The organism is Marinobacter sp. DUT-3, from assembly GCF_050379435.1.
Taxonomy (GTDB): Bacteria; Pseudomonadota; Gammaproteobacteria; order Pseudomonadales; family Oleiphilaceae; genus Marinobacter.
Map to the genome: position 1 here is coordinate 558,800 of NZ_JBNRMG010000001.1, position 16,118 is coordinate 574,917.

Annotated in this window: 14 protein-coding genes; 10 read left to right on the forward strand and 4 right to left on the reverse strand. The window is 47.1% G+C overall.

Features of this window, described 5'->3' with window-relative positions:
* The first annotated feature begins 3 nt into the window (after positions 1 to 3).
* The 8 genes from ACQUWM_RS02550 to ACQUWM_RS02585 all read left to right on the forward strand — a co-directional run bounded on the left by ACQUWM_RS02550 (position 4) and on the right by ACQUWM_RS02585 (position 8,901).
* A complete protein-coding gene (locus ACQUWM_RS02550) occupies positions 4 to 1,134 on the forward strand; it encodes an acyltransferase family protein (protein ID WP_428921070.1) in 1,131 nt (376 codons plus the stop codon).
* A complete protein-coding gene (locus ACQUWM_RS02555; protein ID WP_428921071.1) occupies positions 1,131 to 2,273 on the forward strand; it encodes a glycosyltransferase in 1,143 nt (380 codons plus the stop codon). The genes ACQUWM_RS02550 and ACQUWM_RS02555 overlap by 4 nt, the downstream gene beginning before the upstream one ends.
* Positions 2,270 to 3,385, forward strand: a complete 1,116-nt coding sequence (locus tag ACQUWM_RS02560) for a glycosyltransferase (RefSeq protein WP_428921072.1) — start codon at positions 2,270 to 2,272, stop codon at positions 3,383 to 3,385. The genes ACQUWM_RS02555 and ACQUWM_RS02560 overlap by 4 nt, the downstream gene beginning before the upstream one ends.
* Positions 3,382 to 4,722, forward strand: a complete 1,341-nt coding sequence (locus tag ACQUWM_RS02565; protein WP_428921073.1) for a phenylacetate--CoA ligase family protein — start codon at positions 3,382 to 3,384, stop codon at positions 4,720 to 4,722. Before ACQUWM_RS02560 ends, ACQUWM_RS02565 begins: the two co-directional genes overlap by 4 nt.
* Positions 4,710 to 5,612, forward strand: coding sequence for a glycosyltransferase family 2 protein (locus ACQUWM_RS02570; protein ID WP_428921074.1), 903 nt, complete (start codon positions 4,710 to 4,712; stop codon positions 5,610 to 5,612). The genes ACQUWM_RS02565 and ACQUWM_RS02570 overlap by 13 nt, the downstream gene beginning before the upstream one ends.
* 100 nt (positions 5,613 to 5,712) lie before the next feature.
* Positions 5,713 to 6,594 (forward strand): polysaccharide deacetylase family protein, encoded by an 882-nt coding sequence (locus ACQUWM_RS02575; protein WP_428921075.1) that lies wholly within the window; start codon positions 5,713 to 5,715, stop codon positions 6,592 to 6,594.
* Between the two features lie 16 nt (positions 6,595 to 6,610).
* Positions 6,611 to 7,945, forward strand: coding sequence for a phenylacetate--CoA ligase family protein (locus tag ACQUWM_RS02580; protein WP_428921076.1), 1,335 nt, complete (start codon positions 6,611 to 6,613; stop codon positions 7,943 to 7,945).
* Complete coding sequence (locus ACQUWM_RS02585; protein WP_428921077.1) at positions 7,942 to 8,901, forward strand: glycosyltransferase; 960 nt, start codon at positions 7,942 to 7,944, stop codon at positions 8,899 to 8,901. Before ACQUWM_RS02580 ends, ACQUWM_RS02585 begins: the two co-directional genes overlap by 4 nt.
* Here the strand turns inward: ACQUWM_RS02585 and ACQUWM_RS02590 are convergent, their stop codons facing one another.
* Positions 8,902 to 9,936: a hypothetical protein gene (locus ACQUWM_RS02590; RefSeq protein ID WP_428921078.1), complete on the reverse strand. Its 1,035-nt coding sequence runs from the start codon at positions 9,934 to 9,936 to the stop codon at positions 8,902 to 8,904.
* A 173-nt stretch (positions 9,937 to 10,109) separates the two neighbouring features.
* On the opposite strand from ACQUWM_RS02590, the gene ACQUWM_RS02595 reads away from it, so the two are divergent.
* Positions 10,110 to 11,267 carry a glycosyltransferase family 4 protein gene (locus tag ACQUWM_RS02595; protein ID WP_428921079.1) on the forward strand — a complete coding sequence of 386 codons (1,158 nt, stop codon included), beginning with the start codon at positions 10,110 to 10,112 and terminating at the stop codon, positions 11,265 to 11,267.
* The gene (locus ACQUWM_RS02600; protein WP_428921080.1) at positions 11,264 to 12,628 is read left to right on the forward strand and encodes an O-antigen ligase family protein; all 1,365 of its coding nucleotides are present in this window, start codon (positions 11,264 to 11,266) and stop codon (positions 12,626 to 12,628) included. Before ACQUWM_RS02595 ends, ACQUWM_RS02600 begins: the two co-directional genes overlap by 4 nt.
* On the opposite strand, the gene ACQUWM_RS02605 is transcribed toward ACQUWM_RS02600, so the two are convergent.
* From ACQUWM_RS02605 to ACQUWM_RS02615, 3 genes are read right to left on the reverse strand one after another with little or no spacing between them, the layout of a single operon-like run.
* Positions 12,625 to 13,587 (reverse strand): glycosyltransferase family 2 protein, encoded by a 963-nt coding sequence (locus tag ACQUWM_RS02605; RefSeq protein WP_428921081.1) that lies wholly within the window; start codon positions 13,585 to 13,587, stop codon positions 12,625 to 12,627. The two genes, ACQUWM_RS02600 and ACQUWM_RS02605, sit on opposite strands and share 4 nt — an antisense overlap.
* A gap of 25 nt (positions 13,588 to 13,612) precedes the next feature.
* Positions 13,613 to 15,133 carry a lipopolysaccharide biosynthesis protein gene (locus ACQUWM_RS02610; RefSeq protein ID WP_428921082.1) on the reverse strand — a complete coding sequence of 507 codons (1,521 nt, stop codon included), beginning with the start codon at positions 15,131 to 15,133 and terminating at the stop codon, positions 13,613 to 13,615.
* A gap of 1 nt (position 15,134) precedes the next feature.
* Positions 15,135 to 16,112 (reverse strand): glycosyltransferase family 2 protein, encoded by a 978-nt coding sequence (locus tag ACQUWM_RS02615; RefSeq protein WP_428921083.1) that lies wholly within the window; start codon positions 16,110 to 16,112, stop codon positions 15,135 to 15,137.
* Positions 16,113 to 16,118: the final 6 nt, after the last annotated feature.

Sequence of the window (16,118 nt, forward strand, 5' to 3'; positions counted from 1 at the left end):
ACGGTGAAATCTCCAGTCATCGCTGACACTAGTCAGTTAACGATCCCTCCCGACGAGCGGGCTTTCATTGACCGGTTGAGAGGTCTGTCAATTATCCGTGTGGTTCTGGTCCATTTGGGGCTATCCTGGTTCTATCCGCCATATTCCCAGTTCTTCCACAACCTCTTGCCGGTTTTGTTTTTTGTAAGCGGAGCTGTGTCCTATTATAGCTGCCTTCGGTCGAACAGTGGGCGGCGATACCTGTTCCGACGCTCACTTTCTATGGTCGGGCCCTTCTATGTAATCGCATTTTTCTCACTGATTGTTTACTGGGTTTTGACTACTACGGTACCTGGGTTTGATATTGGCGCGATCTTGCGTTGGATTACCATTATCCCGAATAGTGAAGACACTCCATTTCCCATGGGACAAATATGGTTTATCCACGCCATGGTTATCATCGTGTTTTTGTCCTTTCCCATTTTTTTGATGTCGAAATACTCGGTTGTTCCTCTGGTACTGTGTATTTTGGCATCGGCAGTACTGTCTATATCTCAACAAATTTTTGATATAAATGATTATTTTTACATCATGGGGCACAATTTATATCAAGGAATGGTTAACCTTGGTTTTTTTGCATTCGGAGCCCTCTATTATCGGAAAATGGAGCAATTACAAGCTGGTCGAATAATTACCTTGTTGATCCTTTCACTATCTGTAGTGCTATTCAATATTGTTGTCTTGAATGTGGACGTGAATATGGCTAATCATAGCTATTCGCCTGACAGTTATTACCTATCAGCAAGTTACTGTGCAATATTCCTTGTTATTTTGGCGAAACGGTTTATCAACTATCTATGTAACAGCTTGCATTGGTTGGACGCATTTATCCTTTTCTACAGCAAACATGCCTACTCGGTTTTCATTGTTCATAGTTTTTCAGTGTTCTGGCTGGAGCAGCAGTTCCATCTGACGGATGTGAAAACGGATCCACTGTTGGGTGTTATCAAGCTCGTATTGGTCTTCCTGATCAGTTCCATTCTGGCGATTCCCTCAACTTGGTTGAGCAAAAAGCTGACAAACTCGCTTCAAAATATCGTGTTAGGTAGGACGACATCAACTATTCCGGAGAAGAGCAAGGTCGGGATATTGTGAGCAAGCGTACAGCCATTAAGGTTTTACACGTGATAGATAGCGGCGGTCTCTATGGCGCTGAACGGCTGTTGGTTTCGTTGGCTAAGGAGCAGCAAAAAGAAGGGCTGGAGGTAGTCATTGTAAGTGTTGGTAAAAAGAACGAGGGACCAAAACAGATTGAAGAGTTTGCGATCAGGCAGGGTCTTTCTGTCAAGGCTTGGCGGATGAAACCTGGATTTAATGTAGCAGGGGCTATGGCGATACTAACTTGGGCCAGGAATCAAGGGTTCGACCTGATTCATTCTCATGGGTACAAGTTCAATGTTCTGATTGGAATGGTTCCAGTTCGCATTCGTGGGATACCGTTCGTGGCAACGATACATGGCTACATAAAAGCACCATTGCTTTCCAAGTCGTGGTTGTATCAATGTTTGGATCGGATCTCTCTTCGAATCATTGAAGCTGTGGTCTTGGTGTCGTATTCGATGCGTGACCAGATACCAGCGTGTATATCGAGGTCCATCAAGACCCAAGTTGTTTCAAATGGTCTTGATTATGAATCGGTGAAACAGGAGTTAAATTGCCCGATACCTCAAAGCGTTGAGTCTTTCGTTCAGAATCATGGTCGGATTGTACTTGGTGTTGGACGATTATCACCCGAGAAAGGCTTTCGTAACCTGATTGAGGCTTTTTCGGATGTACGACAACGCTATCCAGACGCTGGATTGCTGATTATTGGCGAGGGTGAGTTGAGAGGGGAGCTTGAGGAGAAAATTGCCGAGCTCGGAATTGGGGATCACATATTAATGCCGGGTTACCTAGAGTCGGTAATTCCCTTAATGGCTGCTTCCACGGTTTTGTGCATGCCTTCCCTGACAGAAGGCTTACCAATAACGCTATTGGAAGCTATGGCTGTAGGGCTGCCGGTTTTGGCAACTCCTGTTGGTGAGATCCCAACGGTACTAGGGGAGGGAAAGGGCGGTCGAATCTTGCCATCGGGTGAGGTGGAAGTATTAGCTAAAGAGTTGACTGATTACCTAGCTGATCAGGAACAGCATCTGCATATGACTCAGTGGGCAAAAGCACGGGCGCATGAGGTCTATTCATCAGTGGCCATGCAGATGAGATACCGACAGATCTACGAGCAGCTTGTGATATGAAACTGTGTATAGTGATGGACCGGTACAACAATCCTTACGCCGGTACCGAAAGTCAAGTTCTGAAATTGGTAGAAGGTCTTCTGGCTCGTGGATGGGAGGTTCGTTTTGCCGTATTCCGGGGCACTCATTACAGCCGTAGCGGAGATTTTCCGGTTTCGGTGGAGGAACTGGGCATTGGAAGCCTGTCCAACCCAGCCAGCTGGCTGCGCGTGTATCGATACGGGCGAAAACTGCGTGCCTCCGGCTTTGCAGTGGTGCATGTATTTTTCAACGACGCCTCGGTTATCAGTCCGCCGATGATGCGCCTGGCGGGCGTCAAGACGCTGATTTCCAGGAGAGATATGGGGTTCTGGTATACCGGCCTCTATTTGAGAGTACTGCGCCTGACCGGCAGGTTTGTCAATGCTGTTGTGTGTAACAGCAAGGCCGTTGCAGAGATAACTGGCCGTCTGGAGAGTGTGCCCGACCATAAACTCCACGTTATATACAATGGTTATCCAGACATTGGGCCCACAAAGGATTGTGAGGGGCAATCCATTTTAGAGCCGGAGCTTTCGCAACCACCGTTGGTGATTGGCATCGTCGCCAATCTGCGGCCAATCAAACGAATAGAAGACTTGGTTGCCGCCGTTGGGCAGGTAATCCAGGCTGGCCACCATATTGAACTGAGGGTGATTGGTGCTGGAGAACAGGCCCTATACCGGGAACAGGCCATCGATTTGGGGATAGAAAACCGTGTCCACTTTTTGGGTAGCCAATCTGATCCGGAGCGATTCATCCAAGAGTTCGACATTGCGGTTCTGTGCTCGGAGACCGAGGGGTTTTCCAATGCCATTATCGAATATATGCGTTGTGGGAAACCGGTCATTTGTACGGATACCGGTGGTAACCCGGAGATTGTCCAGGATGGTGTGAACGGCTACCTGATACCTGTCGGCGATGTATCCGCATTGGTTCGACGTATCTGTGACCTCGTTGAACACCCTGAAAGACGTATCGCCATGGGGCGGGCCAGCCTTGCTCGGCTTGCGGACCGCTACTCGCTGGATGCGATGCTAGCACAGCACATTAAGCTTTATCGGACAATTGAATCAGGGATGGCTGAGGCATGATGGAGTTTCTGTCAAAACACCTGTTTTATCCTCTCTGGGATCTGAAGGATCGCAGCGAGCGCTTGCAGGAGTGGAAAGCACTGGAAGGCCTGCAGTGGTGGCCCGAGGAGAAGCTCAAAGGCATGCAGTGGGAGCGGTTGCAGGATACTTTGAGATATGCCGCCACCCACAGCCCATATTACCGCAAGATCTTTGAGGATCGAGGTATTCGCTCGGGAGACATCACCTCCGAAGAGCACTTTCGCAAGTTTCCCGTTACCACCAAACAAGACATCCGCAATAATCTGGACGACTTCATCAGCGATGAGTTTTCCAGGGATATCCTGGTGTCGGCGAAAACTGGTGGATCCACTGGCGTCGCCCTGAATCTGTATTTTGATGAGCCTTGCCAGGAACGCCGTAACGCCGCCCAACTGATGGCGGACCGTTGGGCTGGCTGGGATATGGGCATGAAAAAAGCATCGGTATGGGGGAATCCACCGGTGCCGCGCACCATAAAGCAGAAACTCCGCCATCACCTGCTGGACCGAACCATCTACCTCGACACGATGAACCTCAATGACCAGTCAATGGCGGAGTTCGTCGAGCGGTGGCGAAAAGAAAAGCCCGGCCTGGTCTTTGGGCATGCCCACTCGATCTTCATCTTTGCGAAATACCTTTTAGAGCAGGATATACGTGACCTGCAACCCAAAGGCATCGTCGCAACATCCATGATGCTGCTGCAAAGTGATAGGTCGGTTATCGAGCAGGCGTTCTCATGCCCGGTAACCAATCGGTACGGATGTGAGGAAGTGGGGCTGATTGCGTGCCAGTGCGAACAACACCAGGGAATGCACCTGAACATGCCCCACGTTTATGTGGAATTCCTGGATGCCAATAACCAGCCCGTTGCTCCCGGAGAGCCGGGCAAGATTGTAGTGACAGACCTGAATAACCGCGGTATGCCTCTGATTCGCTACCGCGTTGAAGACGTGGGCGTGTATTCCGAAGAGCCATGCGGCTGCGGCCGTGGCTTTCCGATACTGGAGCGCCTGGAAGGACGTGTGGCGGACTTCCTGAAGCTGCCGGATGGCGGGCAGGTGGCTGGGATCTCATTGGTGGAGAGAACCCTGACCAAAGTTCCCGGAGTGGAACAAATGCAGCTGGTTCAGGACGTCCTCGATCATGTGATCATCAACCGTGTGAAGGGCAGGGAATTTGACAATGAAACGGACGAGGGACTGATAAACGCAATGAGAGAAGTGTTCGATGAACGGGTAGCGTTAACCATCAAGGATGTTGCGGCTATTCCCCAGGAAAGCTCCGGCAAGTATCGGTTTTCGATATGCATGGTGTAGCGATGGATAGCCAACCTCTGGTCAGCGTAGTGATAGCGACCTACAACATGGGCCAATACCTGCCAGAGGCGGTGAACTCCGTATTGGGTCAGAACTGGGACAATCTAGAGGTAATCGTTATTGACGATGGTTCCAAAGACGACACCCAGAGCCGTATGGCCGTGTTTAATAGAGATAACCGCGTACGTTACTTCCAGACCGAAAACCAGGGTCAACCAAGGGCCAAGAATCGTGGATTGAAGGAGGCCAGGGGAGATTTTATCGCCTTTTGTGATGCCGACGATATTTGGCACCCTAACAAACTGACGATACAGCTGCCACATTTTACGGACTCTACCGTGGGCGTTGTTTATAGCGAAGTCTCTTATATTGACGAACACGGCGAGACTGTAGACAAGCCGCAACCCTATGATCGTCACAGCGGAAAAGTGACTAACCATCTGATCATCAAAAACTTCATTCCGTTTGGAACCGCGGTGATTCGTCGAGCCTGCCTGGAAAAGAATGGGTATTTCGACGAGAACCTACCCATGGGTATCGATTGGGACCTGTGGCTGAGATATTCAGTGGATTGGAAATTTCAATATGCTCCGGAAAAGACCTACATATACCGAATTTGGTCGGGACAAATGTCGAAGAATTATCGGGGACGATATGACAATGCGTTCTTGATCTTGAATAAGTTCATTGACTGCTACCCAGAGGTTCTGCCTAAACGAATGGTTGCAAGAGCATGGGCAGATATGTATGTGAGCCGTGGAATGGCGATAGCTTCTGCAGAGAGAACGTTTAAGGAGCCTCTTCGTGATGTACTGAACGGACTTAAAGCGGATAGCTTATACTGGCCTGCATGGAGGTCGCTTGCGAAATTAATGTTGGGCAGGGTGTGATGAATATATGAGATTAAATCAACTAATCTACCGAGTATCTCGTCCCTTCGGTGGCCTCCAGCTAGCGCGTTACCTGTCTCGTAACCATCCAAAGATACTGATGTATCATCGTATTTCAAAGGATGAAAATGGTGGCGGAATTCCAATAAATCAGTTTCGCCGGCAAGTCGAGGTAATCAAAAAATATTTTACTCCGATGACGCTCAAAGACTTGATGCGAGCGCATGAAGCTGGAGATATACCGGAACACGCAGTTGTGGTGACATTCGATGATGGCTATAGGGACTTTGCAGATATTGCCTACCCAATACTCCAAGAAGCCGGAGTGCCTGTTACACTTTTTATAACTACAGGGTTTGTAAATGGTGACTTGTGGCTTTGGCCAGATAAGATTCGATATGCAATAAACAAAACAACTATTAAGAACGTAAGATTCGGTGAATTTAATCTGTCTCTGGATAGCGAAGAGAGAAAGTTCGATGTATGGAATGAGATTTCGGATTACTGTCTATCTATTGGTAATCAAGAAAAATTAGACTTAATTGAAAAGTTTTTTGTATCACTTGGTGTAGATTATCCTGAGGATCCGCCTGATGAATATAAGGCAATAACTTGGGATCAGCTTCGTGAGATGGAGCGAACCGGGCTTGAAGTTGGTAGCCATTCAGTGAGTCATCCCATACTAACTCGACTGAATGAACAACAGATTCAGTTCGAGCTAACTCAATCTAGAAACTCGATATTAGGAAATATTGGAAAGGATCCTATGTTCTTTTGCTATCCTAATGGGCAGTCTTTGGATTTTGATGATAGAGTGAAATTCCTAGTTGAAGAAGCAGGATACAAATACGCAGTTGCAGCCTTCCAGGGAGTCAGGCCTTTGGATGACAGGTGGGTTATAAAGCGATATCCTGCATCGGGTAATTACCCGGCATTCGAAAAGAGTATATACGGATTTAGCTATCTTGGAATGGCTTTCTAGATGTTGGTGATTGCTGATGGATATTAATCAACTTTTTTTTCGTTGTGTTTATAATCTTGTTTTGATGATCCGTGGAGAAAATATAAGTGTCATTGTTAAAGAACTTGAAGAATCGCAGTATGGTGATTTAACTACTATCGAAAGAATTCAAATTAGTAGGCTGAACAAGCTAATATCCTTCGCAAAGGAGAATGTTCCATTTTATGACTATCTTCCCTCAACCCCGATAAAGTCTATTGATGATCTTGCCAAGATACCAATGGTTGAAAAAGGTGATGTCAGAAATAGAAAGGATGAGTTCCTAGTGCCTGGTAGAAAGGGGCAGAGATCCAAAACTTCTGGAGGTTCAACAGGTGCCCCGGTTACTCTTTTGAAGGATAGCGAAGGGATGGCGCATGAGCTTGCCGCAACTTGGAGAGGTTATGGGTGGGCTGGAATTGGAGTAGGTCATCGTCAGTTAAGGTTTTGGGGGGTGCCGAGAAATTTGCATGAGAAGTTAAGATCTAAGGTCATTGACTTTGTGTGCAACAGACATCGAGTTACTGCATTTGGATACAATGATAGAGAGTTCTATCGCATTCTTAAGTCTATAAATAAGTTTAAGCCCGATTATGTATATGGTTATACCTCAATAATAAAAGAGTTTTCTGATTTTCTTATTGTTAACAATTTAAGTGTTAAGTCAGATATTAGGTCTATAATTACCACTTCTGAAGTCCTTTCTCCAAGCGATAGGAGAGTAATCGAGAAAGCGTTTGATTCACGTGTTTTTGATGAGTATGGATGCGGAGAAGTAGGAACTATTGCTCATGAATGTGAAGGTGGAAGTCTGCATATAAATTCTGAAAATGTAATTGTTGAGGTATTAGATGATCGTGGAAATGCCTGCAGCCCAGGTTTTCCAGGTGAAATTGTAGTAACAGATTTGACGAATTTTTCTATGCCACTGATCCGATACAGAATTAAAGATTGGGGAACAATCTCGAGCAAAGAGTGCAGCTGTGGTCGTGGATTAAGGGTGTTGGAGAAGATTCATGGAAGACAGTATGACTATCTAGTTTCCAGTAGCGGTAAAAAGTTCCATGGTGAATTTTTTCTGTATATTGTCGAAGATGCCCGGAAGATTGGTTTGAATATAGAAGGAGTTCAGTTCGTTCAGCGGGTAGACGGTTCTATCATGGTGTATCTGGTAGCAGATGAATCAATATGGGATGAATCTGTTAATTTTATAAGGTCAAGAATAGTTAATGGGTTTGATCGAGCTGCACGTGTTGATTTTCAGTTTGTCAAAAGTATTGATCGTGAGCCTTCTGGGAAGATTCGAGTTGTAAAGCGGGAGCTGGCTGAATGACGGAAAACTTGCCATTTGTTTCTGTTCTGATTCCCGCTAAGAATGAGCAGAGGGATATTCCTGATTGCCTGAATTCGTTGCTTCAGCAAGACTACCCTAAAGATCTGTACGAGATTATTTTGATTGATAATGGATCAATGGATAGAACTGTTGAGATTGCGCGCAAGTATAATGTATCTATATTAGATGCCAGCAATCTGTCAATTGGAGGGGTTCGTAACTTTGGAGCAAAAAATGCAATAGGCTCGATATATGCGTACATTGATGCAGATTGTGTTGCAGGAAAAAGTTGGATAAGATCGGGGGTTGAGCTTCTAAATGAATCGAAAAAGTTGGGAGCTGTCGGTGGTCAATTTTCAGTTAGAGATAATGCTAGTTGGATTGAATCTTTTTGGGCTCTTCCTCAAGAATATGTTGCTGAAGTGAGGAATGTCGGTATATTAGCTACTGGCAGCTTTTTTGTGAAGAAAGAAGTGTTTGATTTGGTAGAGGGGTTTGAAGAAGATATATGTGCTGGAGAAGATACTGATATCTCTAAACGTATAATCAATGCGGGTTATGAAATCGGAGTTTCTTCGCGGCTTACTGTTATTCACCTCGGTTATCCAAGAACTATATCGTCCTTTTTTAAACGGCAGGTATGGCAGTCATCCGATTATTTGAAGACGAAAAAAAATGGTGTTGATTGGGTTTTCTTGCTCGTTAATTTTTTTATGCTGTGCTTGGTTTTTATTTTAATATCTTCACTGTTTTTGGAATTAAAAGTTACTCTTCAATTAATCTCTGTTGCTATGTCAATGCCACTTCTTCTAACTATAAAAAGGGTGGTTAAGTCAAGTGCTCCAAAATATGACATAAAAATGTGGTTCGGGAGTTACTTTCTGAACTTCTTATACTGCCTCGCACGAACCACTGGTTTACTTAAAAGCTACTTCAGATTAATTAAAAGTAGATAGCTATTCTATTCCCATTTCTGGGGTGGATGGACATTTTGAACAAATTTGATACCCTTGCTGGTTGACTTCTCCGTTATCGTTTACAACATACAAGTATAGGCCTTGGGAAGCATCAAATTGGCCAAGGTTAACTGTCAATTCTAATTTATCATTGCTCCATAATCTCGGAATTTGTAATTCCTTCCTATTTCCTGCGCTATCCCATTCAGACTGGTCGGATATTTCCACTCGAGCCAACGATTCAGATGCATATATGTCATCAAAATCAAACCGCAGACCTTCATACCTATCATTATAATTTGGATCAAACCCAACGAGTCCTATTGTTAAGCCTCCGTCATAGTCTGCTTTTACAAAATCCGTCACATGATGAACAATCTTCCCGTTTGTCCATGTAGTAATAGTCCCAGCATCACTATTTACGTATATTTCCAGTCGATTCCACTGGTGCGCAGTACCCTGCCATCCTTTCCAGGACGCATCGCCTCCATATCCGCCTAGTAGTTCTTGAGTCCATGAAATTCTAGTATGTTTACCATTTGGGTCGTCCCAAATGCGAATAAGCTTATTGGCGCCACCCTGCGCATCAATGTCACCGTATGGTTTAAACCACCAAGACACGTAGATTGAACGGTTCGCATTATCCTTAAAGTTTGCCGGCCAGCCGAGGTAGCTTTTTGTGACGCCTCTGTGATGAGCTTTGGAGTTCGAGTGGCGTCCTTGTGATTCCTTCTCGATGCGAACGGGCGTACTCCAAGGGTTGCCGTTGTGGGTCCATGGCCCGTAGTCAGTTGGTATCACTGAGTCATCGGGCAGCGCCATTAGGTCTGGCTGATTTTCGACAGCATCCCAAACTTGGGTTCGCTCAGGTGTTGCACTTCCAAAACCAGTACCGGTAATTTCAATCGACGAACCATGTTCCAATGATCCGGATACATTATCTATCGTCGGAGCTGCTATTGCAGCTTGGAACATTAGAATGGCTACGCCGCTCCCGAGAAGAGTGCAGATCTTATTGGTGCGAGAAGGGCTCATTTGCTTTACCTCCAGTGAAGGTGCGCTATTTCAATTGCTTTGCATTTTAAGGGTAGTCCTTTCTATGTCATATAATTCTATCGATTGAACGTGGTTCTTATGTCATTATAGAACGAAATTAAGATAGTGTGTGGATAGTTTCTCATTCATTTTATTTCGGTAAGGTAGCAAGGATGCATAGGGAAGTTGTTGATATTTCGAGAGTTCCGACTCCAGTTCATGTTTTGTTGGTGGTTCGTTGGCCAATAGGAGGAATAAGGACTTATTTGAAGTATGTTTTGAGTAATATCCCGGCCTCGAAGATTCGGTTTTCGATAATTGTTCCCGACATTGGGGAGTCCGAGGTCTTGTATGATGATATTCACAATAAAATATACAACTGGCACACATACAGAGTCTCCAAGAAAGGTGGGTACCTTGATTTTTTCAAGGTGATACGCAGGGTTATCCGTGAAGATAAAGTAGAATTGGTGCATGCTCACGGGTTTACCTCAATGCTGATCTGCGTGCCAGCGCTATTATTCTCATGGTGCCCGCTTATTTTTACATCGCATGATGTTCTTAATCAGCAACAATTTCGAGGTTTTTGGGGTCGGGTAAAGAGGCTTCTACTTCGTTTCGGTCTATCTCGATGTGAAAAAATTCAATCTGTTTCTTCTGATGCACAAGATAATCTTGTCAATTATTTTCCCAAGATCAATAAAGATAAGCTGGAAGTAAACCTTAACGGAATTGAGGTCGATCGCTTCAATAGCCCAAAGGCAGTTGATCTTAGAGCTGAGCTCAATATAGATAGCGATAAGATCGTAGTAGGATTTTTTGGCAGATTTATGGCACAGAAAGGATTTCGGTTCTTGGTAGAAGCTATCGAGATCTTGAAAAGAGAGGAAAGTTCACCGGAGTTTCATGTCGTTTGTTTTGGTTCCGGGGCATTCATAAGGGAAGAAAAGGCAGATATAATCAGGCGGGGTTTGAATGACGATTTTACATTCGCGCCCTTTATCCCAGATGTTTCTGGGTCAATGAAAGGTTGCAATATGATTGTTATGCCATCGCTTTGGGAGGCTTGCCCACTTCAACCAATGGAGGCTTTGTGCGCGGGGGTTCCCTTTGTTGGTAGCGACTGCATTGGGCTTAGGGAGGTGCTAGCAGGAACTCCTGCTATTCAGGTGAAATCTGGAGATGCGGATAGTCTGGCCAGGGGAATTCTTAGTTGTTTGGAAGTCAGTCGAGATACGTTTGAAGAATACGCCCCTATTGCTTTGGAGCGTTTTGATGTCAGAAAAACTGCGGAAGGGATCCACGCATTGTATGAAAGGGCGCTTGCATGATCTCCTATAGCAATAAATTTAATGAGGAAGATAAAAAGGGGGTAGAGAAAGAAACCTACGTGGCGTTTCTTTTATATCTACTGTATCTGGTTAGCTTTTTTCTTCGTTTACCTGCTCGTTTACCTTTTCTTGGGGTGATACGATTTGATCTGTTATTGGTTGCAGTTATATCTTTCTTTATTTTTAGTACGAAAGCAACCAAAGGTTCGCGCCTAGATTCTTCCTCTAAGTATCTTCTAGCGATTTTTTTCTATTCGATTGTCACGCTCCCGTTGGTCGAGTGGCCAGGTTCTGTGATAAATAATGGTATGGTGGCTTTCGTTAAAGGTGCCATATTCTATTTCTTTACAGTTAACCTAGTAGTTAATGAGAAAAGATTGAAATCTGTAATTTCTGTATTTGTTGTTTGTAATCTAGTGCGTGTATTGGAGCCTTTGGCTCTAAATATTACTACCGGCTATCTAGGTTCAGCAACACATCTGGGAGGCGATGATTTTTCGGGGCGCTTGGCTGGGGCGCCAGTAGATACAATCAATCCCAACGGACTAGCATTCGTTATTGCTACGGTAATTCCATTTCTCCATTATATTTTTGCACCAGTTAGCAAAAAGACTCTTTTCATTTATCTTCTGCTGATACCCATACTTCTGTACACCATGGGGCTCACATTATCCCGCTCCGGTGTACTTGCCCTAGCAATCATAGCCTTTGGTATCTGGCTCAAGAGTACCCACAAGTTTCTCCTCCTCGTTCTCGGCGTCGTCGGTCTTGCAGTCATTTTCATGAACCTGAATGAGGTTCAAAGGGATCGCTACCTCTCAATCGTCAGTGACGATGCGCGTCAGTCTTCCTCGGCGGCCGGTCGTATCGATGGTTGGTCAGCAGACTTCAGTGTGGCCATGAATCGGCCCATTATCGGCCATGGCCTGGGCACTTCGCGGGAAGCTAACTGGAATGTTGCTGGTAGGGACCAGGTATCTCACATTTTATGGGCAGAGATCTGGCAGGAAATCGGCTTGATCGGGCTGATTCTGTTTATTTTGTATCTGTCAGCGATGATCCGTAACTTTCGGGAGGCAGCTCGCCTTATCAAGGGTAGGTTGGCGAAGGATGATTTCCTGTACCGATGTACCCAGGCCATGCAGGTCTGGCTGCTGATGAACCTGCTATTCAGCCTGGCCAGTTACGGGTTGAAAAGTTACGAGTGGTACCTGTTTGGCGGGTTGTCAGTTGTGTTACTCGGTGCAGTGCGAACTCGGATTACTCAGATGGAGGAAGAGGGAGCACCCTCTAAATCTACTGAACTGGCGCCTGTTAAACGGAAGTTTCCCCTGGCCCGGCGGATTAACCACCAGAATTAGTGTTGCCGATCCGGAAACTTCCCGGGAGCGATACCGTGTAAGGCGATCTTGATGCCTTGTCGTACATCGTGGTTGAGATCGGAGATCGACTGGGGGGGGAAGGTTTCTCCATACAGTTTCAATGCTTTACTCAGCTGATTTTTCAGCACGAGGCAGGTTTGCAGGTCCCGACGGTATCGGCGAACCCGGTGTTTCAGATGGCGTTGTAGAACGATATTGGTTTCTTTCAGGCTCAAGTCATGCCGGCTGGCAATGAGGTTTCGTAACATCCGCTCGTTATCGTTGCTCATGTTGGTGTCGTGCAGTCTCCGTTCAAAGCCTACATTCGGGTTTACAACAACATCGCCTTGCATGGCTGTCCGGTATATCAGATGAAAATCCTCGCAGGCTTTCAGTGTTTGGTCGAACCCGCCAAGTTTCTTGATAATGTCTGTTTTGAATAGGGGGGCGGAAGCAATCGTGAAATTTTCACTGATCAGGATACTTCGGCACTCCTCAGAGCCCAGTGTAAAGTCGGAGCTTTTGTGCCTGTCGAGGTAAGGGACCATGGCCGGGCACGTGGACATGTGGTCGGTCGATCGTTTAGTGCCGGTGAAGTTGCAGTAATTGGTTATGCACATGACTGCATTCGGGTGCCGTATCAGGGCATCAACCTGCCGGCTCAGCTTGTCGGGCAGCATGATGTCGTCCGCATCAAAGAAGGTGACGAATTCTCCCCGCGCATACTCAAGGCCCCGGTTTCGGGGGGCAGCGCATCCGCCACTGTTTGCCTGATGTATATAGGTTACCCGGGGAGAGTAGGACTGAACGATGCGTGCGGTATCATCGGTTGATCCGTCATCCACCACGATGACCTGGAGGTTGTCATAGGTCTGGTTGAGGATGCTCTCCAGCGTTTCCGCAATAAAGTCGGATGCGTTATAGGCGGGTACAATCACTGTGACCAACGGTTTATCCATAATCCTCACCTTGGGGTTGATACTGTCATATCAATGACTTTAGTCGTTGATTGGGCACCAGTTTCCGGAGTTCCACTTTCTCGGATTCTGAAAATGCCAGTTTCAGACCCGCAATTCCACAGACCAACGACATCACCATCGCTAATCCTATGATATCCGGGTAGCCATCCAGCTTCACGCTGACATGGATCCAGTAAAACAGGATTGAGAGCGGGACAAGCAGGGCAATAAACGGTCGCGCCATACAGAGATAATAGTCTCTAGTTGGCAATTCGATGGCACGGCAGGCAAACGTTGGCAGAACAAAAAGGCGTAGTATCAGTAGCGGGATCATGGTGCCAAGAGCGACGCCAATCAGCCCGTAAAACTGGACCAGTATCAGGCTGAGGCCAAGGTTCAGAATGACTTCTACCACATCAATCTTGGCGACAATGCTGTGTTTGTTGGCTGCGTACATTGCGGAATTGAGCGGGTGGTTGGCAAAGCCAATCAGGCGTCCTACCAGCAGAATGACCATAACCCAGTAGGCGTCGCTGTAGTCGGGGCCCATCCAGCGTGCGATAAAGGCGTCACCAAAGATCACCAGCCCGCCGCCGGCAATCAATGCTGCAACGAGGTTCAGCCGGGTGATGAACAGCAGTTTTCTGTGCAGCTCCCGTTTGTCTTCACGTGCGTGGTAGCCGGTGAATATGGGAACAAACATGTTGGTGGCCTGGCTGAGGAACTGCGCCACGTAATCCACCAATCTCAGTCCAATGGCGTAATGGGTCACACTGGCTGCGGACAGGAAGCCTGCCACGACAAAGTTGTCTACGTTGTTCCTTAGCTGGTAGGCGATCGCAATGACGAAAGACCAGACGCTGTACTGGAACAGTTCTTTACTGTTTGCGCGGGATGCGAGGGCTTTTGAAAATTTCAGGCCTGGAAACGCGGATTTGCAGATCAGCAAGTAGAGCAGGTTGGAGATCCTGGCTGTGCAGAAGGTGATAACTGCCAGTGCGACGATGCCGTAACCATTGGAAATGAACCACCAGGTCAGTACCGCGCCCAGCAAGGTCATGGCTATCCGGGTGAGGGCCACCTGATGGAAACGCAGTTTTGCGCTGGCCACGCCGGCCAGGGCATTGAAGGGGAATTCGAGCGCAACGGACACACCGATAATGAGTACAAGTAGCTGCACCAGGTCCTTATCGGTTTCTGATTCGAGAAAAAACCTGCTTGCGAAACTGGCCCCGATACTGGCCAGAACAATCACAAAGGCGATAGCGATATAGATGACCAGCGCCGTATTGATGGTGACGTTGGCCTGGTGGTCGTCTTTCAGGCCAAAGGATTGGCTGACGTAACGGGTGACTGCGCTGGCCATACCCATATCGAAGAGATGATAGGCTGCTGCCAGGCTACCGACCACGGTCCAGATACCGTACCAGTGATCCCCCAGTTCGTGGATCAGGAAGGGCATCATCACAAACGCGACGATGATGCTGACGAGGGTTTGCGATACCCTCGTCACGGAGCCTTTGAGTAACGCGATGGCGGTAGACACGTCAGTTACTGGTAATGGATTTGAGTTGCTTGAGCTGACTCAAGGCCCTGGCCGGAAGCATCGACAGGGAGAGGTAAAACAGCGTTTTTTTGTCGATCCGCTTGCCCAGGGCGCACATAAAGGCATGCCGGGCCTCCTTCATTTTGTACTTCGAGAAATAGGAGTAGCCGGCCTCGAAATGGTACCGGCCAATTCTCTGGTTCAGCAGTTTGAGGGACGCGGGATCACCCTGATGAAAGCGTTTCATTTTTTCGGTGCAGGCAATCAGGCCCGGGGCGCGGTCTTCAATGTTTCTCAGGGATATGCTGCCCGAGCGGATGCGGTATTGGTGAAACACTTCCGGTATATACAGCAGGTCGTATTGGCTGGCCACGGCCTGCCACATCAGGAAATCATCGGAATTGCGGACGTCCTCGTCGAAATAACCCACCCTGTCAAATACCTCCCGGCGTATCGCCACGCCGGATGTACCCAGGTAATTGGATGCCGCCAGGCCCCGGAGTGCGGCGTGGGATTCGATCAGGTATGCCTGTTTCCCGACTGGCTTTTTGGGAATTTGATGAAGGGTCTGGTAGGGCGCAAGAAAGTCCGGATTGACGATGTTGTCTTGCTCGTCAATGCAGGCAAAACCGGTAAAGGCGAGGCCGGCATCCGGTGCCTGTTCCATCATGGCGACTGTTGTGGCCATCTTGCCGGGTAGCATGACGTCATCGGAATCGAAGATGAAGATCAGTTCGCCCTGTGATTTGCGGATAGCCCGGTTTCTTGGGGCTGCGGGGCGGCCGCTGTTTGCCTGGGTGAACAAACGGATTCGTGGATCGTCAAAGCGATGGACAACCCCGGTGGTGTCATCGGTGGAGCCATCATCGACGATGATCAGCTCAAAATCCGTAAAGCTTTGCTGGAGAATTGACTGAATCGTCACGCTGATAGTGTCCTCGGCATTGTATGCCGGGATTATCACTGAAGCTTTTGGCATTTGCGT

Bases quoted from the DNA above. Each gene is read 5' to 3' on its own strand.
- ACQUWM_RS02560 (WP_428921072.1), top strand. From the start codon at position 2,270: ATGAAACTGTGTATAGTGATGGACCGGTACAACAATCCTTACGCCGGT.
- ACQUWM_RS02565 (WP_428921073.1), top strand. From the start codon at position 3,382: ATGATGGAGTTTCTGTCAAAACACCTGTTTTATCCTCTCTGGGATCTG.
- ACQUWM_RS02570 (WP_428921074.1), top strand. From the start codon at position 4,710: ATGCATGGTGTAGCGATGGATAGCCAACCTCTGGTCAGCGTAGTGATA.
- ACQUWM_RS02575 (WP_428921075.1), top strand. From the start codon at position 5,713: ATGTATCATCGTATTTCAAAGGATGAAAATGGTGGCGGAATTCCAATA.
- ACQUWM_RS02580 (WP_428921076.1), top strand. From the start codon at position 6,611: ATGGATATTAATCAACTTTTTTTTCGTTGTGTTTATAATCTTGTTTTG.
- ACQUWM_RS02585 (WP_428921077.1), top strand. From the start codon at position 7,942: ATGACGGAAAACTTGCCATTTGTTTCTGTTCTGATTCCCGCTAAGAAT.
- ACQUWM_RS02590 (WP_428921078.1), bottom strand. From the start codon at position 9,936: ATGAGCCCTTCTCGCACCAATAAGATCTGCACTCTTCTCGGGAGCGGC.
- ACQUWM_RS02595 (WP_428921079.1), top strand. From the start codon at position 10,110: ATGCATAGGGAAGTTGTTGATATTTCGAGAGTTCCGACTCCAGTTCAT.
- ACQUWM_RS02600 (WP_428921080.1), top strand. From the start codon at position 11,264: ATGATCTCCTATAGCAATAAATTTAATGAGGAAGATAAAAAGGGGGTA.
- ACQUWM_RS02605 (WP_428921081.1), bottom strand. From the start codon at position 13,587: ATGGATAAACCGTTGGTCACAGTGATTGTACCCGCCTATAACGCATCC.
- ACQUWM_RS02615 (WP_428921083.1), bottom strand. From the start codon at position 16,112: ATGCCAAAAGCTTCAGTGATAATCCCGGCATACAATGCCGAGGACACT.